Raw genomic sequence first — 16,486 nt, 5'->3', positions numbered from 1 at the left:
CGGCGCCGAGGACAGCGGGCGGGGCCGGCTCACTCGCTGCCCCCTTCCTCGAGGCTGCCGTCCATCATGGACTTGTAGTCCATGCGCGCCTGGCGCAGCGCCTGGGCGCCGATGCGCTCCTGCCCCCCCACCGCCTGCAGGGCCGCCTTGCGCAGCAGGTTCATCAGGGGGCCCACGCTGCCCCCGCTGCGGCCAAAGAGCAGCGCCGCGTGCTTCTCGAGCGTGCCCGGCTCCTGATCCAGCAGCGCCAGGTGCCCCTCGACCGCGCGCAGCAGTCTTGTCCAGGCGTCACTTCCCTTCTCGAAGGGCGGGATGGGCAGGTGGATGAAGCGCGAGGCGGTCTGGCTGGTCGCCAGGGTGGGGCCGTGTTCCTGCAAGATGCCCAGCTCCTCCACGCCCACGCCCACGTAGACGAAGGTGGCCCCGGTGAGGCTCATCAGCGACTTCAGGAAGTTCGACGTCTCCTGGCCGCTTTTCGAGCGCACCCGCAGGAAGTGGATGTCGTCCACCACGAACAGCAAGATCCTGTGCCGCCGGACCGCCTCGTGGATGGCCTGCACCAGCTGGTGCTCGGTCTCGCGGCCGCGCAGGGGGACATGCAGGTAGTGACAGATCGCCTGGGCCATCGCCTTGGGCGTCGTGTCGCGCTGCAGGGTCACGTGCACCACGGGGATGAACAGGTGCTCGGCTTCCGGCCCCGCGAAGGAGGTCCGCGCCCGGATGCTCCGCTCGAACTGCCGGGCGATGGCCTTGACCATGGTCGTCTTGCCCAGGTTGGCGTGCCCGTCGATGATCACGCCGGTCTTCACCTGGTCAAGCGGCGCCCGCACGTTGGCGTCGACCTGCTCCTTGATCACCTGCTTGGCGACGTCCAGCATGGGCGTGTTGATCGGCCCGAACTGCATGATGTAGGTGCGGCGCGTCTCGTCGTACAACTCGCGACCCTCCCGCGGCAGCGCTTCATACAGCGCGCGGGTCATCGCGGGAGGTGGGGTGGGCACCGGGCGGTTCACGAACGCGCGCCAGCCGTCGTAGGTGTAGATGTTGTCGCCCTGGGCGTCCTCGCCATCCCCCTGCGGGGGACCGAACGGCAGAATGATTCCGGTCATTTAGAATTCATCTCCCACGATCTCGAAGAGGTTCTCGGTGGTTGGCTCAGGAAGGGGCGGGGCCGTGGGCTTGACCGGCTTCTTCGGGGCCCGCCCCCGGCCGGTCATGGCCTCACGCTGGGTCTCGGCGGCCTCGCGCCGTGAGGCGGCCTGCTTCTGGGGGCCGGTCAGGGCCTGCTTCGCGGTGTGCGCGGCCAGGCGCTGGGACCGCGCCACGCGCGCCGTGTAGGCGTCGTCCATCTCACGGCGCACGGCGGCCAGCGGGTCCTTGTCGGGCATGGCCGCGCGCTCCTCCAGGACCTCCTTCACCTGGTCGGCCAGCTCGAGCTGGAAGGGGCGCGCGCGCCACTCCGCGTCGCGTTCGGGGACCTCGTGCCACTCCAGCGTCACGGGGTGCTGGAAGTGGATGACGGTGGGGTCGCGGGCATCGATCTTGAAGGGCCACTTGCGCCCCAGCCCCGGATAGGGCGACTCCGCCTTGCGAAAGGGGTTGAGGACGTCGCTGTCATACTGCGCGCCGTCGATGCGCACGCCGGTATCGGTGATCAGGCGCCGCTCGGTGCGCAGCGCGAGGTAGTAGGCGTCCTTGCCCAGCGGCACGGTGAGGTGGCCGGCGTGCGAGACGCCGAAGGCGAACATCTCCATCGGGGTGAGCTTGACCTTGGGGGTGCGCGGATGATTCAGCCCGTCGTGGGTCCGGCGGTTGTAGTAGCGCGCCACCCACTGCGTGAGCTCGAACTGCAATTCCCAGGGAAAGTGCACCGCCTCGACCTGGAGCCCGCGCGCCAGCACATGGGGGCCGACGTACCCTTTCAGGCGCTCCGCCAGCGCGCCGCGGATGTGGCCAAAGAGCCGCTCGATGTGCGCCTTGTCGCTGCCGGTCCCGGGACGGGCCAGCAGGATGTCGGTGCCCAGGCGCGCGCAGAGCTCGCGCAGCGGCCGGCTGATAAAGACCTTGCCGTTGTCCACCACGATGGCCTCGGGCAACACCGGGGGCAAATTGAGCAGCGGCTGGCCCTCGGGCATGTCGTGCGCGGCCAGCATGAGGCCCTCGGGGATGCCCAGGTAGGGGAGCCGGGCGTCTTCCGGGAGCGCCGGCCACGAGGGGTGGGGGCGCAGCGGGTGCACGATGTCGAGCATCAGCGTGGTGATGTCCACGGCCCCGGGCTCGTAGGGCATCAGGCGCGCGGCCACGATGGCGCGCGAGTAGAGGTCCATGGCGACGACCAGGCGCAGCCGGATCTCCTTGCCGTCGATCTCGCTGCGGGCCATCAGGTCAAAGGGCGTGATGTCGATCAGGACGTACTGGCCGGGCCGGATGCAGACGATCTTGCCGAAAGGGCGCTTCTCGCCCCGACTGGCGTCGCTGCGCCGCCGCTTCGCGGACTGGGTGAGTTCCGGGGCGTAGCGGTTCACCAGCTTGATGAAGGTGTTCTGGCTGGGGAGGGGCACATCCGGGTGGCCGGTCTGCTCCAGCTCGCGCGCCACCAGGTCGCGCAGGGTGACGTAGGAGAGGTCGCTGTCCTGCTGCCGGCGCCGCGCGACGCGCAAGATGGCGTCACTGATCACGACCTCGGCCTCCCCGAGGCGCCCGGCCACCCGGACCGCGTTGCGGTCGATGAGCGCCGCGGGATGGTTGCCGGCGGCGCGGTAGTCCCTCAGCCAGCGAAAGACCTGCCGGGAACTGACGCCGAGCTCGGCGGCCTTGGCGTCGATCCGCTTCTGCTGACTGTTTTCCTGGTAGGCCGGGCGCGGTTCCCCGGGAAAGCGGGGGTCAGGCTGGCCCAGGCGGTACCCGGTCAGCACCTCGCGCACGTGCTCCTCGCGCTCCAGCGCCGGGGCGCGGATCTCGGGCTTCAGCGCGTCCCAGGCGGCCTGCTGGGGCGAGAGGGCGGTGGCCGCCTCGCCCAGGGAGCTGAAGGTGGGGTCCTGGGTCAGGTCGAGGGGCGTCAGCACCCGCTCGCCCCCGTCCGCGTCGCGCAGCCGGACCTCCCCGCCCTTGGTGAAGCCCAGCACCAGGTAAGCGGCGCCCTGGAGATGGACGGCGGCGCCCGCGGCGAGGCGGGTCACGTGGCCTCGCCCGGCTGGGGGGCCCGGGAAAGAACCGTGCCGTGCGAGAGCGGCTGGGTGAGGTCAAAGTGGACGCGGTGCGCCCAGATCAGGTGGTAGATCACCGGGCGGGTCAGCGCCGGGGGGCCGGTGCGTTCGGCGAGTTCGGCCAGGGTGCGGGGACGGTCGCGCAGGGCGGCGAGCACAGGCTTGAGGTACGTCGTCAGGCCACGGGGAGCGTGCCGGTAGCCGGCGAGGTACTGGACGTTGCGCACCACGGTGGTCTCGGGTGACGCCCACAGCCCGAAGTCCACGCCCACGGGGGCCAGGGCGTCACGGGCCGCGCCGAAGGCACGCTGCAGCCGCGGGGAGCCGTGGAACGCGGCGGGCTTGACGTCTTCCACGAGCCGGGGGCGACCGGGGCGCACGATCAAGAGGTCCGGGGTGTAGTGGTAGGTCTTGCCCCCCTCGGTCCACTCCAACGTGAACGGCTGCGCGGCGAAGGCGGTGACCCCGGGGTCGAAGTCGAGGAACTGCATGCGCAGGCGCTCCAGCCCCGACTCGAAGCGCAGGTGCGCGCCCATCTTGGCGGAGGCGTACCAGCCGACCCGGCCCTGCTGGCCGTGGTAGTTGGGAACCTCGCGGGCCGGCTCCAGGTCGAAGGGCGAGAGGCCGCGCAGCACCGCGGGCTCGCCGCGCAGCAGGTCCAGGGCGCCCACCGGGCGGTACAGCACCGCGAACGGGGAGCGCTGCGGCGGGTCGGGCGGGACCCGTTCGTCAGGAGAGGGGGTGACAGGCCAGGCGGCGGTCATAAGGGTCCTCCTGAGGCGTGAAGACACAAGGCGGCGGTGTCTTCTCCCCGGCGCGGTGACCGGGGAGACGCGGGCGAGGCGTCCAGGGTGTCGGTCACAGTATGTGCCAGGTGTCATAGAGGGTCAAGTGCGGTCCTGGTCACCTTAGAGCGCGCTTCGTGGGGCAGGGGGCGCAGATGTGGACACCCCCGGCGGGTGATGACAGGCAGGTGATGAACTGACACGCACTCTGCACGAAGGCCGAATGGCGTCTCAGACGAGGCAACGGGCACCTGAGCCGCGGAAGTGGCGCAGCCAGGAATGTCAGCAATGTTCGCGGCCAGAAGCTTTCAGGCTGAAATTCACCGTCCAGGAGCGCATTCTCCGGACTGACATGCTGAGTTGAGAACTGACAGACTGGATTGAGCAGCGAAATCGAGCGCCAGAACGGGGAATTCCTGAGACGAAGGATTTTCTTGCTCAGCTCAGCATGTCAATACAGTGCTTTATGCAGCATGAGGGGCGAGCCTCGGCACGACACGGCGCGGATTTTCATCGCCCTGGACGCCAAAAGACCCTTCGGGAGAAGGGCCTCTGGGAGCACTGACATGCTGGACTATTTTCTGACATGCCCGATTGAGATTGACAATTTACTGGCTGAGCTGCCCGATGATCGAGAACATCGGGAGAAACATCCCCGCCACGATGGTCCCCACGATGGCCCCCAGGAAGACGATCATCAGCGGCTCGATGGCGGCGGTCAGGCTCTCGACGGCCTCGTCCACCTCGCGGTCGTAGAAGTCGCCCACCTTGCCCAGCATGGAGTCGAGCGCCCCCGTCTCCTCGCCGATGGAGACCATGCTGACCACCATGGGTGGAAAGACCTTGCTCGTCGCCAGGCTCGCACTCATTGGCTCGCCCACCATCACCACGTTCTTGGCGTTCTCGATGGTCTCTTCCACGATGGCGTTGTTCGCGGTGCCCTTGGTGATCTCCAGGCTCTCGATGATGTTCACGCCGCTGCTGATCAAGAGGCCGAAGGTGCGGGCGAAAGACGCGATGGCGCTCTTTTGCAGCAGGTTGCCGAACACGGGCAGCCGCAGCTTGATGTCGTCGATGGTATGGCGGCCCTTCGGCGTCTTGTAGACGTAGCGGTAAGCCACCACAATGACTGCGATAAAGACAAAGATCAGCAGCCCTGAGCTTTTCAGGAAGTCCGACACCGCCATCAGCATCCGGGTGATGAAGGGCAGCGGCGCGTTGAGCTGCGCGAGAATCCCCGCGAACTGCGGCACGATGGTCGTCAGCAGGAAGTACGTGATGCCCAGCGCGAAGACCAGCACCATCACCGGGTAGGTCATCGCGCTCTTGATCTTGCCGCGCAGGGCGAGTTCCTTTTCCTGAAAGGCCGCGATGCGCTCCAGAATGGAGTCCAGCGTGCCGCTCGTCTCGCCCGCCCGCACGAGGTTGACGTACAGGCGGTTAAAGACCTTGGGATGCTTGACGATGGCCTCGCTGAGCGGCGTGCCGCCCTCCACATCGGTGCGGATGCTCGCCACGATGGCCTGAAAGGCCTTGCTCTCGATCTGCTTTTGGAGGATGGCGAGGGACTGCACCAGTGGCACGCCCGCGTTGATCAGTGTGGCGAGCTGCTTGGAAAAGACCGCCACCTGCTTGAGTCCGGGGGGACGGTCAGTCAGGCCTGGAATCTTGACGTCGGCGTTCAGGCCCGTCTTGGGGGGCTTGATCTCGACGATCATCATGTTCTTGGCCCGCAGGGCGTCGCGGACCTGCCGCTCGGTCTCGGCCTCCATCTGGGACTTCAGGACCTTCCCGGAGCGGTCCCGGACGCGGTATTCGTAGACCGGCATGACGGTGACTATAGTGGCGGGGGTCTTGCGTTCCCCTTACAACGGGCGCGGGCGCCCGGCCCTGAATCTCCCATGAACACACCCTTATCCAGCGGGGTCTCCCCCCAGATCACCCAGGCCGCCGCCCTGCTCACCGGGGGCGGCGTGGTCGGCTACCCCTCCGAGACGGTCTGGGGCCTCGCCGCGCACCCGGCCTCCCCGGAGGGGCTGGCCGCCCTCTTCGTCCTCAAGGGCCGCGACCCCGCCAAGCCCGTGCAGGTGTCGTGCCTGGACGTGGCCCACGCCCGCCCCTTGACCCGGACCCCGGAGGTCGTGGACGCCCTCGCTGAGCTGTGGCCGGGGCCGCTGACGTTGGTGGTGCCCGCCTCGGACGCCTGTCCGCCCCCCCTCGCGCCCGGCGGTTGGGTGGGGCTGCGCCTGCCCGACCACCCGGTCGCCTCGGCGCTGCTTGCCGCCTGTGGGGGCCTGCTCGCCACGACCAGCCTCAATCCCGCCGGACTTCCCGCCGCCCGCACCCACGCCGAGGCGCAGGGCTATGGCTTGGGCGTGTTCCTCCTGCCCGATGGCGGCGTGCCCGCACGGGGTGAGGCGAGTACGGTGGTGCGGGTGGGGCCGGACGGCGGGCTGGAGGTGCTGCGCGAGGGAGCGCTTCCGGTGGCCGAGGTGCGGGCACGGTTGGCGGGTCGCCGCCCGTGATCCCCACCCCCGAGCAACTCGTCGGCGCGGCCCTCCTCGCCGCCGGACGCCCGGTGACCCGGCGCGAGGTGGCCGAACTGCTCGGGCTGCCCGAGGAGGCCGCCGTCCGGCTGCTGGACGCCTTCGCCGTCCGGCTGCGCGAGGCGGGGTTGGGCTTCGAGGTGGAGGCGGTCGCGGGGGGCTACCGCCTGGTCGTGCCCCCGGCCCTCTCCGCCCACCTCGCGCCGCTGCTGGCCCCGCCGCCCCTCCCGGCGCTGAGTGCCGCCGCGCTGGAGGTGCTGGCGATCATCGCGTACCGCCAGCCCGTCACCCGCGCCGAGATCGAGGCGATGCGCGGCGGCAGCGCGGGCACGGTGGTCACGCTCCAGGAGCGCGAACTCGTCAAGGTGGTGGGCCGCTCGGATGCGGTGGGACAGCCCCTGCTGTACGGCACCACCGAGCGTTTCCTGCTGGAATTCGGCCTGACCGGGCTGGACGAGCTGCCGCCGCTGGAGGGCGCCGAGTTCGCGGGGCTGCTGCGCGGCTGATAGCTTCTGTCCCATGTCCGCCCACCTCCCCACCGCCACCGACCTCGCCCGCGCCGTTCAGTCCGGGGACGTGACCCCGCAGGCCCTGCTGGAGGACGCCCGCGCCCGGACCCAGGCGGCCCGTGACCTCAACGCGGTTGTTAGCCTGAACGCGGGGGCGGAGGCGGCGGCGGCGCGGGTGGCAGAACGTGTGAAGGCGGGGGAGACGTTGCCACTCGCGGGGGTGCCGGTCGTCCTCAAGGACAACATCAACGCGCGGGGCACGCCGACGACCTGCGGCAGCCGCATTCTGGCGAACTACGTCTCGCCCTACGACGCGACGGTGGTGGAGCGGCTGACGGCGGCGGGAGCGGTGATCGTCGGCAAGGCGAACATGGACGAGTTCGCGATGGGGTCCAGCACCGAGACGAGCGCCTGCGGCCCCACCCTCAACCCCTGGGACCGCTCGCGGGTGCCCGGCGGCAGCAGCGGCGGGAGCGCGGCGGCGGTGGCGGCGGGGCTGGTTCCGGTCAGCCTGGGCAGCGATACGGGCGGCTCGGTGCGGCAGCCCGCCGCGCTGACGGGCGTGTACGGCCTCAAGCCCACCTACGGACGGGTCAGCCGCTACGGGCTGGTGGCCTACGCGAGCAGTCTGGACCAGATCGGCCCCTTCGCGCGGTCGGCCGCCGACCTCGCGGGCCTGATGAATGTGATCGCCGGGCACGACCCCCGTGACGCCACCAGCCTGGACGCGCCCCCGGCCTTCCGAGTGGGCACCCCAGACGAGCTGCGCGGGCTGCGGGTCGGCGTGATTCGCGAGAGCCTGGAGGGGAACACGGCGGGGGTGGAGGCCGCGCTGGAAGCCATGCTGGGCGCCCTGCGTGGAGCCGGTGCCGAGGTCCGGGAGGTCAGCCTGCCCCACCTGCGGCACGCCATCGCCACCTACTACCTGATCGCTATGCCGGAAGCGAGCAGCAACCTCGCCCGCTACGACGGCATGGTCTACGGCGAGCGCGTTCCGGCCGGGGACGTGGTGGGCAGCATGACGGGAACCCGCGAGCGCGGCTTCGGGGACGAGGTCAAGCGGCGCATCCTGATCGGCACCTATGCCCTGTCCAGCGGCTACTATGACGCCTACTACAGCAAGGCCATGCGGGTGCGCCGCTTGATCGCGGACGACTTCGCGCGGGCCTTTGGCGACTTCGACCTGCTCGTCTCGCCCACCAGCCCCTTTCCCGCCTTCCGCCGGGGCGAGAAGACGGGCGATCCCCTCGCCATGTACGCCGCCGACGTGGACACGGTAGCCGTGAACCTCGCCGGGCTGCCCGCGCTGAGCGTGCCCGCCGGGTTCGAGACGGTGGACGGGGTGCGCCTCCCGGTCGGCGTTCAGTTCATCGCGCCCGCGCTGGCTGACGAGCGATTGACGGCGTTGGCGGGCGCGTTGGAGGAGATGGGGGCGATTCGGGTGGAGGTGGCGCCGGGCATCTGAGCTACGCCCAGGCCCGCACCACCCGCAGCCGCTCGCCGTCGCCGTCCACCACGGCCACCAGCGCTCCCTCCAGCGTGACCACGTGCCGCCCCTGCGCGGAATGCGCCGGACGCTTGCCCTGCCGCAGCTCGCGGGCAAGGCGCTCGTCGGCCTCAATCCGGGGAAAGTCCAGCACAGCGAGGTCGGGCAAGCCCTGGGCCTCCGCCAACCCGTCCACGACCACCGCGTCCGCGAGGTCGTAGCGGCCCACCCGCGTCCGCACCAGCCCGGCGAGGTGGGCGGGCACCCCCAGCGCCGCCCCCACGTCCCGCGCCAGCGAGCGCAGGTAGGTGCCGCTGCCCACACGGGCGCGGACGAGCAGGGTGGGAAAGTCACCCAATGCTGGAGGGAGAGTGAAGGTCCGTCCTGCCGGGTCGGGGGTCCACCCCTCCGCACCACGCGAGAAGATTCGGGGAGCGTCGTCTACAGAGGAAAAGAGGCCGAGCAACGCCAGCCCCTGAATCTCCACCGGACGCGCCTTCAACTCCAGTTCGCCCCCGGCCCGCGCTACCGCGTAGGCGCGCTGCCCACCTACCTGAATCGCGGAGTATTGCGGCGGGATCTGAAGCTGCGGCCCCAGGAATCCGGCCAGCACCTCGCGCACGCGGGCCTCGTCGGGCGGCGTGACTTCCACGACCTCCCCGAGCGGCCCCTCGGCATCCAGGGTCGGCGTGCCTGCCCCCAGGCTGATCCAGGCGAGGTAGTCCTTCGAGTCGTGCTCCATAAACTGCACCAGCTTGGTGGAGTCGTCCACGCACAGCACCAGCACGCCGGTCGCCAGGGGGTCCAGCGTTCCGGTATGCCCCACCCGCCGGGTGCCCCGGGCGCGGCGGGCACGGTTCACCACGTCGTGGGAGGTCAGGCCGAGCGGTTTGTCCACGGCGATCACGGGCATAGGAGAGGCAGCGTAGCAGGGTCAGGGGGACAAAAGAGAGCTGGGGCGGGGGCCGGGTGCTTCCGGCGCGGCATACTCCGCCGGATGCCGCCCGCCTCCCTCTTCACCGTCCTACGTACCCGGCCCCTCTTCCGGCGGCTGTGGCTGGGCGCGATGGTCTCGGGCCTGGGCGACACCCTGAGCTGGCTCGCGCTGACGTGGTACGTGCTGGAACGCACAGGCGGGGGCACGGCGGTGGGGGGGCTGCTGCTGTGCTTCGCGCTGCCCGCCGTGGTCACCGCTCCCCTCTGGGGCCGGGCGATGGACCGCTTTCAGCCCCGCCCGCTGATGCTGGCTGACAATGTGGCCCGCGCCGCCCTGATCGCCCTGATTCCGCTGCTGGACGCGCTGGGAGGGCTGGAGCTGTGGCTGGTCTTCCTGATCGCCGCGCTGATGGGGGCGCTGGCCCCCGCCACCCAGATCGGGGTGCGCCTCTACGTGCCCGCCCTCCTCCCCGACCATGAATTGGAGGGAGGCAACGCCGCCTACGGCCTGACCACCCAGCTGCCCACCGTGTTCGGTCCGGCGCTCGCGGGGCTGCTCGTCGGGGCGTGGGGAGCGCCACGGGCGCTGGGGCTGGACGCGCTGACCTTCCTGGCGATGGCCTGGGCGCTGCTCGCCTTGCCCCTGCTACCGCGCCGCGAGCGGGCCGCTGGGGGGGAGCGGGCACCCACGGGACCCACGGGCGGGCGGTGGCCCCCCGCCGTCCTTGCGGTGCTGGGGCTGACCACCCTCTTCTACTTTGGGTACGGCCCATTGGAGGCCGCGCTGCCTGTCTTCGCCCGCGAGACGCTGGGCACCGGGGCGCAGGGCTACGGGGTGCTGTGGTCGGCGCTGGGGGTGGGGACCCTGGGAGGCACGCTGCTGGTGGGCGTGCTGGCGCGGAGCCTGCCCACCCGACTCGTCCTGGTCGGCATCATGGCGCTCTGGGGGCTATGTGTGGCCGCGCTGCCGCTGGTGCCGGGCTTCGGGGCGGCACTGGGGGTCATGTTCGTGGGCGGGGTGCTGTGGGGACCCTACACCGCGCTGGAAACCACCCTGCTGCACCGCAGCGTGCCCGCCGAGCGGCAGGGGCGGCTGTTCGGCCTGCGGACCATGCTGCTGGGACCTGCCGCGCCCCTGGGCACTGCGCTGGGTGGCCTGCTGCTGCTGGGCGTGAACGCGGGTGGGGTAATCGCCCTCTCCGGAGTGGCCTGCCTGCTGGGGGCGTTCGTCGCCCTGCCGTGGTTGCGGCGCGGCACTCCGGCGCAGGGTTCGGAGGAGTCGGCCCCGCTCGCCCCGCCTTGAGGCAGGCCGGACCAGTGGCCCCAGGCCCGGCGGCTACACTGCGGGACGTGTTGCGTGCTGCCCTGTGGTTGACCTCGCTGGTGTTCGTGCCGGTCGGCCTGTTTCTGTATTTCCTGCCGCCCGAGGTCGCCACGCTGCTGACCGTCTCGCCGCTCTGGCTGGCCCGCGTGAGCGGCGGGCTGGTGCTGGCCTGGGGCCTCTTCCTGCTCGCCGCGAGCAGCCGACCGGACGCACTGGGCGCCGGGGCGCTCGCCGGGGGCAACTTGCTGCTGGTCGCGGCCCTGGTGCCCGCCGTGCTGCGGCTGGGCGACACGCTCCCCCCGCCGTGCGCGGCGCGATGCTGGGCTTCGCGGGCCTGCTGGCTGCGCTGGCCGTGGCAGGGCTGTTGGGCTGGCCCTCCGCCAGTTCCCGGAGGGGCGCGTGACGGGCGGCAGCGGCGGTGCCCCCGAGCGCCTGCACAAGCGCCTCGCACGGGCCGGAATCGCCTCGCGCCGTGCGGCAGAGGCCCTGATCATGGCGGGCCGCGTCACCGTCAATGGGGAAGTCGCCACGCTGGGCCGGACCGTTATCCCCACCGACGAAATCCGGGTGGATGGGCGCCTGATCGACGTGACGGCGGCGCCCCCGGTCACCTACGTCCTGCACAAGCCCGCCGGATACGTCACCTCCGCCCGCGACGAGTACGGCCGCCGCACCGTGCTGGACGCGATGCCCCCGGTTCCCGGCCTGCACCCGGTCGGCCGCCTGGACCGCGACTCGGAAGGGCTGCTCCTCCTCACCACCGACGGCGACCTCACCCTGCGCCTGACCCACCCCCGCTACGGCCACGAGAAGGTCTACCGGGCCTGGACGGATGGGGACGGCGACCCCACTCCATCTGAACTCGCGCGGTTGGAGCGCGGCCTCCCGCTGGACGATGGTCTGGCTCAGGCCCTCAGCGCCCGCCCCGCGCCCGGCGGCGCCCTGGTCACCCTGGGAGAGGGCCGCAACCGACAGGTGCGCCGGATGCTGGAGGCAGTCGGGCATCCGGTCGTGCGGCTGCTGCGCCTGCGGATGGGCGGCCTGTGGCTGGGCGACCTCGGCCCGGGCGAGTACCGCGAACTCGACAGCCGCGACCTGCACCACCTCCTGCACCCCGCCGAGGTGCCGCGCCGGGTGTGGGAGCGCCAGGAGGCGGAGACGCTGGAGCGGTGGGGGTAGGCGTGCCGTCGGTGTTCTGCCCTTTGTAAAGTGGCGGAGGCTGGAGGTCGCCCTCCCCTCCCCATTCCCTCGTCCACCCGCCCTGCTACACTCCGGAACGCGGGGAGGCTCACGGCCGCGCTCCTGCTCACGCAGGGGTGAGGAAAGTCCGGGCACCGCAGGGCAGGATGCCAGCTAACGGCTGGTCGGCGAGTCAAGCGCCCACCCGAGCGCCAGGTCGGGGGGGAGGCGGCGAAGCCGAAGGACAGTGCCACAGAAACCAGACCGCCATTCCCAGACAGCCCCGGCGCGGGTGGGGATGGTCAGGGTGAAACGGTGCGGTAAGAGCGCACCAGGCCTCCGGGAGACCGGGGGCGCTGGTAAACCCCATCCGGTGCAAGACCCGACAGCGCGGGAGGAACGGCCCGTTCCGATGATCGCCAGGATGGTCGCTTGAGGCACGCGGCGACGCGTATCCCAGAGAGATGGCCGTGCCCCACCTCCCGGTGGGAGACAGAACCCGGCTTACCGCCTCCCCGGTCCACTCCAGGCCCGCCGTCTCCCATCCGGGGCGGTGGGCCTGCTTATGCCCGGCCGCCCTCCCTGCTCCGCGCCTCCCAGGCGGCCACCAGCAGCCCGGCGATCATCAGCACGCCGCCGATCGGCGTCACCGCCCCCAGCCAGCGCGGCCCGGTCAGCACAAGCAGGTACAGGCTGCCGCTGAAGATCACGGCTCCCGCCAGCAGCAGGGGCACCCACGCCCCCCGCCGTCCCCCCGCCCCCAGCGCGAGCAGCGCCAGCGCCACGTACATCTGGTAACGCACGCCCGTCTCGAAGGTGGCGAGGTCGCCCGCGTCCAGGACGCCGCGCAAGCCGTGCGCTCCGAAAGCGCCCAGCCCCACTCCCAGGGCGGCTAGCAGCGCCCCGGTCACCGTCGGATTCAGTCTCATCCCCGGAGGGTAGGGCGCGGCGACAGGGGAGGGGCAGAGGCAGTCGCCCCGGTGGGACAAGTGGGAAAAGGGAGGGCCACTGCTCCCCGAATCGGGGAAATTGTGGGAATCGGTGGTAAAGCGTGGGGGGGGCTGTTACACTCCCGGTAGCAGCCCACAGTCGCGTCTGGTACGCCGCTGCGCGGCTGCGCGTCGTGCGCCCCCGGCCGGAGCCTCCGGTGGGAGGCGTGTGGGAAGAGAGAAACGTTGCCGTTCGGAGAGTACCCCTACACCATCGATGACAAAGGCCGACTGGTCATGCCTCCGGCCTTTCGGGACTTCGTGGAAGACGGGATGATCCTCACGCGCGGCATGGAAGGCTGCCTCTACGTCTTTCCGTTGGCAAGCTGGCGGCGGGTCGAAGAGCAACTCGAAGGCCTGCCCCTCACGGACGCGGCCTCCCGCGCCTTCGTGCGGTTTTTCTATTCCGGCGCCAGCAAGGCGCGGCTGGACAACCAGAGCCGCGTCTCGGTGCCGCTGGCCCTGCGCGGTTTCGCGGGGCTGGGCAGCGACGTGATCGTGGCGGGTGCTCCCGGACGTCTGGAACTGTGGACCCCGGCCCGCTGGGAGGCGGCCATCGCCGCCGTGCAGCAGGACCCGCCCAACCCTGACCTTCTCGCCCATTTCGTGGCGTAACTGACATGACAACCCTGCCCCCCGACGACCTGTCCCCCCCTACGCTCTCCCACATCCCGGTCCTGGCGACCGAGGTCATCGAAGCTCTCGCCCCCGCTCCCGGCCGCGTCATCGTGGACGGCACCCTGGGCGGCGCCGGACACACCCGCCTGCTGCTGGAGGCGGGCGCGTCCGTGATCGGCATCGACCAAGACCCGTATGCCTTAAACCGCGCCCGCGAAGCCGCCCTTCCCGGCCTGACGGTCGTGGAAGGCAACTACCGCGACCTGCCCGAGCTGCTGTCTAGCCTCGGCGTGTCGCAGGTCGACGGCGTGCTGCTCGACATCGGCGTGAGCAGCTTTCAGCTCGACGACAGCGGGCGCGGCTTTTCCTACCACACCGACGCTCCGCTCGACATGCGGATGAGCCAGTCGGGCCTCTCCGCCGCCGACGTGGTGAACACGCTGCCGGAGGAAGAACTCGCCGCGATCATCTACGAGTACGGCGAGGACCGCCACTCCCGGCGCATCGCCCGTGCCATCGTGCAAGCCCGTGAAAAGGCGCCCATCGAGACGACGGTGGCCCTCGCCGACCTCGTCAAGCGGGCCTACCCCGGCTTCTCGCGGGGCATTCACCCGGCCCGGCGCACCTTTCAGGCCCTGCGGGTCCACGTCAACGACGAACTCGGCGCCCTGCGCGACGGCCTCGCCGCCGCCGAGGCGGTGCTCGCGCCGGGGGGTCGCCTCGCGGTGATCTCCTTTCACTCCCTCGAAGACCGCATCGTCAAACGCTTCCTGCGGGGGTCGGCGGGCCTTGAGCCGCTCACCAAGCGCCCGGTCGAGGCTTCCGAAGAGGAGCAGGACCGCAACCCCCGCGCCCGCAGCGCCAAGCTCCGCGCGGCCCGCAAGCTCAGCCCGGACGAGGTGGCGGGCCGGGAGGTGGCCCGGTGACCATCTGGAGGCGTCTGCCCGACCTTTCGCGGCTGGACGTGAGCATCGCCACCTGGCGGGCGCGGGCGGTGCGTTACCTCGCCATCTACCTCGCGCTCGCGCTGCTGCTGGTGGGGGCGCGGGCCTTGACCCAGGACGTGCGCCCCACCCTGCGGGCCGCGCAAGACCGCGAGGCGCAGCTCACCACCGAGCGCGACGAGCTGGAACTGCGGGTGCAGACCCTGACCGGCTCGGCGCGGGTGCGTGACTGGGCCTTTGCCAACGGCATGCGCCGCTTCGCCGGATCACCCACGACGACCGGGCGCTTCGGGGCCGTGCCCCTTCCCGACCCCCTGACTCCCCGGACCACGCTGGAGGTGCAGACCGAATGGAAGTGAAGATCCAGAGTCGCTCGCGCTGGATGCAACTGATCGCGCTGGCGCTGTTCATGACCCTGGTGTGGGCCTACGCGCAGCTCGAATGGGGCGTGCCGCAGGGGGTCAAGCGCTCGGTCGTGCAGTCGCGCGGCCCCATCGTGGCCCGTGACGGCACCGTGCTCGCCCGCAGCGTGGACGGCGAGCGGGTCTATCCCCAGGGCACCCTCGCCGGACAGGTGCTCGGCATGATGGGCGCGACCGAGGGCCTGGAGGGTCTCGAAGCCGCCTACAACCGCAGCCTGGAGGCGGGCCAGCCCCTGCGCCTGACCCTCGACCCCGCCACCCAGTCCGCCGCCGAGGCCGCGCTCGCCCGCTACGTTCCCGAGCACGAGGCGCAATACGGCTCGGTGGTGGTGCTTGAAACGCGTACCGGACGCATTCTCGCCGCGGCGAGCTACCCCCCCTTCGATCCCAACAAGTGGCGCGTGTACTCGGCCGAGACCCGGCGCAACCGACCCCTGCTCGACGTGTACGAGCCGGGGTCGACGATCAAGGCGCTCGTGGTCGCCGCCGCCCTCAACGAGGGACTGACCACCCCCAACACCGTGTACGACACGCCCATGCGCCGCTATGTGGGCGAGCGCTGGGGCAGCACCATCGGGGACAGCGTGGACCACCCCGGGCGGCTGACCACCCGCCAGATTCTGCGCTACAGCAGCAACGTGGGCATGAGCCACATCGTCGAGAAGTTCGACCCCGAGCGAATGCGCGGGTACCTCAGCGCCTACGGCTTCGGGGACTATGCCGAGCTGCCCACGGTCACCAGCAGTACCGGGCGCCTGCAACCGCTGCGCAACTGGAACGATCTGGTGCGGGCCACCAACGCCTTCGGGCAGGGCATGAGCAGCACCACCCTGCAGCTTGCCGCCGCCTACAACGTGCTTGCCAACGACGGCCGCTACGTGGCCCCCCGATTGGTGGAGGGCGAACCCGCCGGGGAGCGGCGCGACGTGCTGCGCCCGGCCACCGCCCGCACGACCCGCACCATCCTCAAGGAGGTCGTCAAGGAGGCCATTCCCACCCAGGCGGGTCTGAACGGCTACGACCTGATGGGCAAGACCGGCACCTCGCAGGTATCGCTGGGCGCCCAGGGCTACTCCAGCAGCCTTTACGACTCGACCTTCGCCGGAATCGTGTCGTATCCCTCCGATACCCCCCGCGTGACCATCGCGGTCATGGCCCACGGCGCCAAGCGCGGCTACCACGGCTCCCAGCTCGCCGCACCCATCTACCGCGACATCGCCTCCGACCTCCTCTCCCGCTGGGGAGCCGCCCCCACCCCGCCCCCTCCTGAGAAGGACGAAGAGGCCAAACCCTGAGTACTTCCTGAGGGTTTCCAAGTTCACCTTCGGTTCAGAGGCCAGCCCACCGTGAGCTGGCCTTCTTTACGACCTGGACGAAGTGGAAGAGGCTCCACCATTGCCGCCCGCTTCCTCGGTCTCAAGGATGGTTGGCGGCGCAAAACGGGGAAAACCTCCAAAACTTCATGAAAATATGAATGAGAGAGTTAGAGGTTTGCTCATCTCGGTTTCTATGTGTGGAAGGCTAAATTTCGGCGACCAAGGA

The 16,486-nt window shown here is 70.6% G+C and carries 15 protein-coding genes and 1 other RNA gene; 10 read left to right on the top strand and 6 right to left on the bottom strand.

Translation table 11 applies throughout. The annotated features are described in order from the left end of the window. Nucleotides 1-29: 29 nt before the first annotated feature. From C3K08_RS07090 to C3K08_RS07075, 4 genes are all read right to left on the bottom strand, one after another. On the bottom strand, nucleotides 30-1,109 hold the full coding sequence (locus C3K08_RS07090) for an ATP-binding protein (RefSeq protein ID WP_104990668.1): 1,080 nt from the start codon (nucleotides 1,107-1,109) through the stop codon (nucleotides 30-32). After that, nucleotides 1,110-3,179 (bottom strand): DDE-type integrase/transposase/recombinase, encoded by a 2,070-nt coding sequence (locus tag C3K08_RS07085; protein ID WP_104990667.1) that lies wholly within the window; start codon nucleotides 3,177-3,179, stop codon nucleotides 1,110-1,112. Then, nucleotides 3,176-3,970, bottom strand: coding sequence for a TnsA-like heteromeric transposase endonuclease subunit (locus tag C3K08_RS07080; RefSeq protein WP_158679867.1), 795 nt, complete (start codon nucleotides 3,968-3,970; stop codon nucleotides 3,176-3,178). Before C3K08_RS07080 ends, C3K08_RS07085 begins: the two co-directional genes overlap by 4 nt. A 629-nt stretch (nucleotides 3,971-4,599) precedes the next feature. Beyond that, nucleotides 4,600-5,820, bottom strand: coding sequence for a type II secretion system F family protein (locus tag C3K08_RS07075; protein ID WP_104990665.1), 1,221 nt, complete (start codon nucleotides 5,818-5,820; stop codon nucleotides 4,600-4,602). A 72-nt stretch (nucleotides 5,821-5,892) separates the two neighbouring features. Between C3K08_RS07075 and C3K08_RS07070 the strand changes: the two genes are divergently transcribed. The 3 genes from C3K08_RS07070 to gatA are packed head-to-tail and all read left to right on the top strand — an operon-like array spanning nucleotide 5,893 to nucleotide 8,511. Beyond that, on the top strand, nucleotides 5,893-6,516 hold the full coding sequence (locus C3K08_RS07070; RefSeq protein ID WP_104990664.1) for an L-threonylcarbamoyladenylate synthase: 624 nt from the start codon (nucleotides 5,893-5,895) through the stop codon (nucleotides 6,514-6,516). Further along, nucleotides 6,513-7,043 carry an SMC-Scp complex subunit ScpB gene (gene scpB / locus C3K08_RS07065; protein ID WP_104990663.1) on the top strand — a complete coding sequence of 177 codons (531 nt, stop codon included), beginning with the start codon at nucleotides 6,513-6,515 and terminating at the stop codon, nucleotides 7,041-7,043. Before C3K08_RS07070 ends, scpB begins: the two co-directional genes overlap by 4 nt. 13 nt (nucleotides 7,044-7,056) lie before the next feature. After that, nucleotides 7,057-8,511, top strand: coding sequence for an Asp-tRNA(Asn)/Glu-tRNA(Gln) amidotransferase subunit GatA (gene gatA / locus C3K08_RS07060; protein WP_104990662.1), 1,455 nt, complete (start codon nucleotides 7,057-7,059; stop codon nucleotides 8,509-8,511). Between the two features lies 1 nt (nucleotide 8,512). On the opposite strand, the gene truB is transcribed toward gatA, so the two are convergent. Then, entirely contained in the window at nucleotides 8,513-9,445 is a 933-nt protein-coding gene (gene truB, locus C3K08_RS07055; protein ID WP_104991971.1) for a tRNA pseudouridine(55) synthase TruB, read from the bottom strand. Nucleotides 9,446-9,529: 84 nt separating this feature from the next. Between truB and C3K08_RS07050 the strand changes: the two genes are divergently transcribed. The 3 genes from C3K08_RS07050 (at nucleotide 9,530) to rnpB (ending at nucleotide 12,494) form a co-directional block, all read left to right on the top strand. Beyond that, nucleotides 9,530-10,771 carry an MFS transporter gene (locus tag C3K08_RS07050; protein WP_158679866.1) on the top strand — a complete coding sequence of 414 codons (1,242 nt, stop codon included), beginning with the start codon at nucleotides 9,530-9,532 and terminating at the stop codon, nucleotides 10,769-10,771. A 420-nt stretch (nucleotides 10,772-11,191) separates the two neighbouring features. Further along, nucleotides 11,192-11,971, top strand: coding sequence for a pseudouridine synthase (locus C3K08_RS07040; RefSeq protein WP_104990660.1), 780 nt, complete (start codon nucleotides 11,192-11,194; stop codon nucleotides 11,969-11,971). A 99-nt stretch (nucleotides 11,972-12,070) separates the two neighbouring features. Then, nucleotides 12,071-12,494, top strand: an RNA gene (gene rnpB, locus C3K08_RS07035) — RNase P RNA component class A. 40 nt (nucleotides 12,495-12,534) lie between these two features. Here rnpB and C3K08_RS07030 read toward each other — a convergent pair. Continuing rightward, nucleotides 12,535-12,900: a DUF423 domain-containing protein gene (locus C3K08_RS07030; protein WP_104990659.1), complete on the bottom strand. Its 366-nt coding sequence runs from the start codon at nucleotides 12,898-12,900 to the stop codon at nucleotides 12,535-12,537. A gap of 246 nt (nucleotides 12,901-13,146) precedes the next feature. Here C3K08_RS07030 and mraZ point away from each other — a divergent pair, with 246 nt between their 5' ends. From mraZ to C3K08_RS07010, 4 genes are read left to right on the top strand one after another with little or no spacing between them, the layout of a single operon-like run. Further along, entirely contained in the window at nucleotides 13,147-13,575 is a 429-nt protein-coding gene (gene mraZ, locus C3K08_RS07025; protein WP_104990658.1) for a division/cell wall cluster transcriptional repressor MraZ, read from the top strand. A gap of 5 nt (nucleotides 13,576-13,580) precedes the next feature. Beyond that, the gene (rsmH, locus tag C3K08_RS07020; protein ID WP_104990657.1) at nucleotides 13,581-14,504 is read left to right on the top strand and encodes a 16S rRNA (cytosine(1402)-N(4))-methyltransferase RsmH; all 924 of its coding nucleotides are present in this window, start codon (nucleotides 13,581-13,583) and stop codon (nucleotides 14,502-14,504) included. After that, complete coding sequence (locus tag C3K08_RS07015) at nucleotides 14,501-14,881, top strand: hypothetical protein (RefSeq protein ID WP_234008999.1); 381 nt, start codon at nucleotides 14,501-14,503, stop codon at nucleotides 14,879-14,881. Before rsmH ends, C3K08_RS07015 begins: the two co-directional genes overlap by 4 nt. Next, nucleotides 14,872-16,239: a penicillin-binding protein 2 gene (locus tag C3K08_RS07010; RefSeq protein ID WP_104990656.1), complete on the top strand. Its 1,368-nt coding sequence runs from the start codon at nucleotides 14,872-14,874 to the stop codon at nucleotides 16,237-16,239. Before C3K08_RS07015 ends, C3K08_RS07010 begins: the two co-directional genes overlap by 10 nt. The last annotated feature ends 247 nt before the right edge of the window (nucleotides 16,240-16,486 follow it).

This window comes from Deinococcus sp. NW-56 (assembly GCF_002953415.1).
Classification (GTDB): Bacteria; Deinococcota; Deinococci; order Deinococcales; family Deinococcaceae; genus Deinococcus.
The sequence above is the reverse complement of the archived record's forward strand: the minus strand, read 5'-3'. Positions and strand labels throughout refer to the sequence as shown.

Bases quoted from the DNA above. Each gene is read 5' to 3' on its own strand.
- C3K08_RS07090 (WP_104990668.1), bottom strand. From the start codon at position 1,109: ATGACCGGAATCATTCTGCCGTTCGGTCCCCCGCAGGGGGATGGCGAG.
- C3K08_RS07080 (WP_158679867.1), bottom strand. From the start codon at position 3,970: ATGACCGCCGCCTGGCCTGTCACCCCCTCTCCTGACGAACGGGTCCCG.
- C3K08_RS07075 (WP_104990665.1), bottom strand. From the start codon at position 5,820: ATGCCGGTCTACGAATACCGCGTCCGGGACCGCTCCGGGAAGGTCCTG.
- C3K08_RS07070 (WP_104990664.1), top strand. From the start codon at position 5,893: ATGAACACACCCTTATCCAGCGGGGTCTCCCCCCAGATCACCCAGGCC.
- gatA (WP_104990662.1), top strand. From the start codon at position 7,057: ATGTCCGCCCACCTCCCCACCGCCACCGACCTCGCCCGCGCCGTTCAG.
- truB (WP_104991971.1), bottom strand. From the start codon at position 9,445: ATGCCCGTGATCGCCGTGGACAAACCGCTCGGCCTGACCTCCCACGAC.
- C3K08_RS07050 (WP_158679866.1), top strand. From the start codon at position 9,530: ATGCCGCCCGCCTCCCTCTTCACCGTCCTACGTACCCGGCCCCTCTTC.
- C3K08_RS07030 (WP_104990659.1), bottom strand. From the start codon at position 12,900: ATGAGACTGAATCCGACGGTGACCGGGGCGCTGCTAGCCGCCCTGGGA.
- rsmH (WP_104990657.1), top strand. From the start codon at position 13,581: ATGACAACCCTGCCCCCCGACGACCTGTCCCCCCCTACGCTCTCCCAC.
- C3K08_RS07010 (WP_104990656.1), top strand. From the start codon at position 14,872: ATGGAAGTGAAGATCCAGAGTCGCTCGCGCTGGATGCAACTGATCGCG.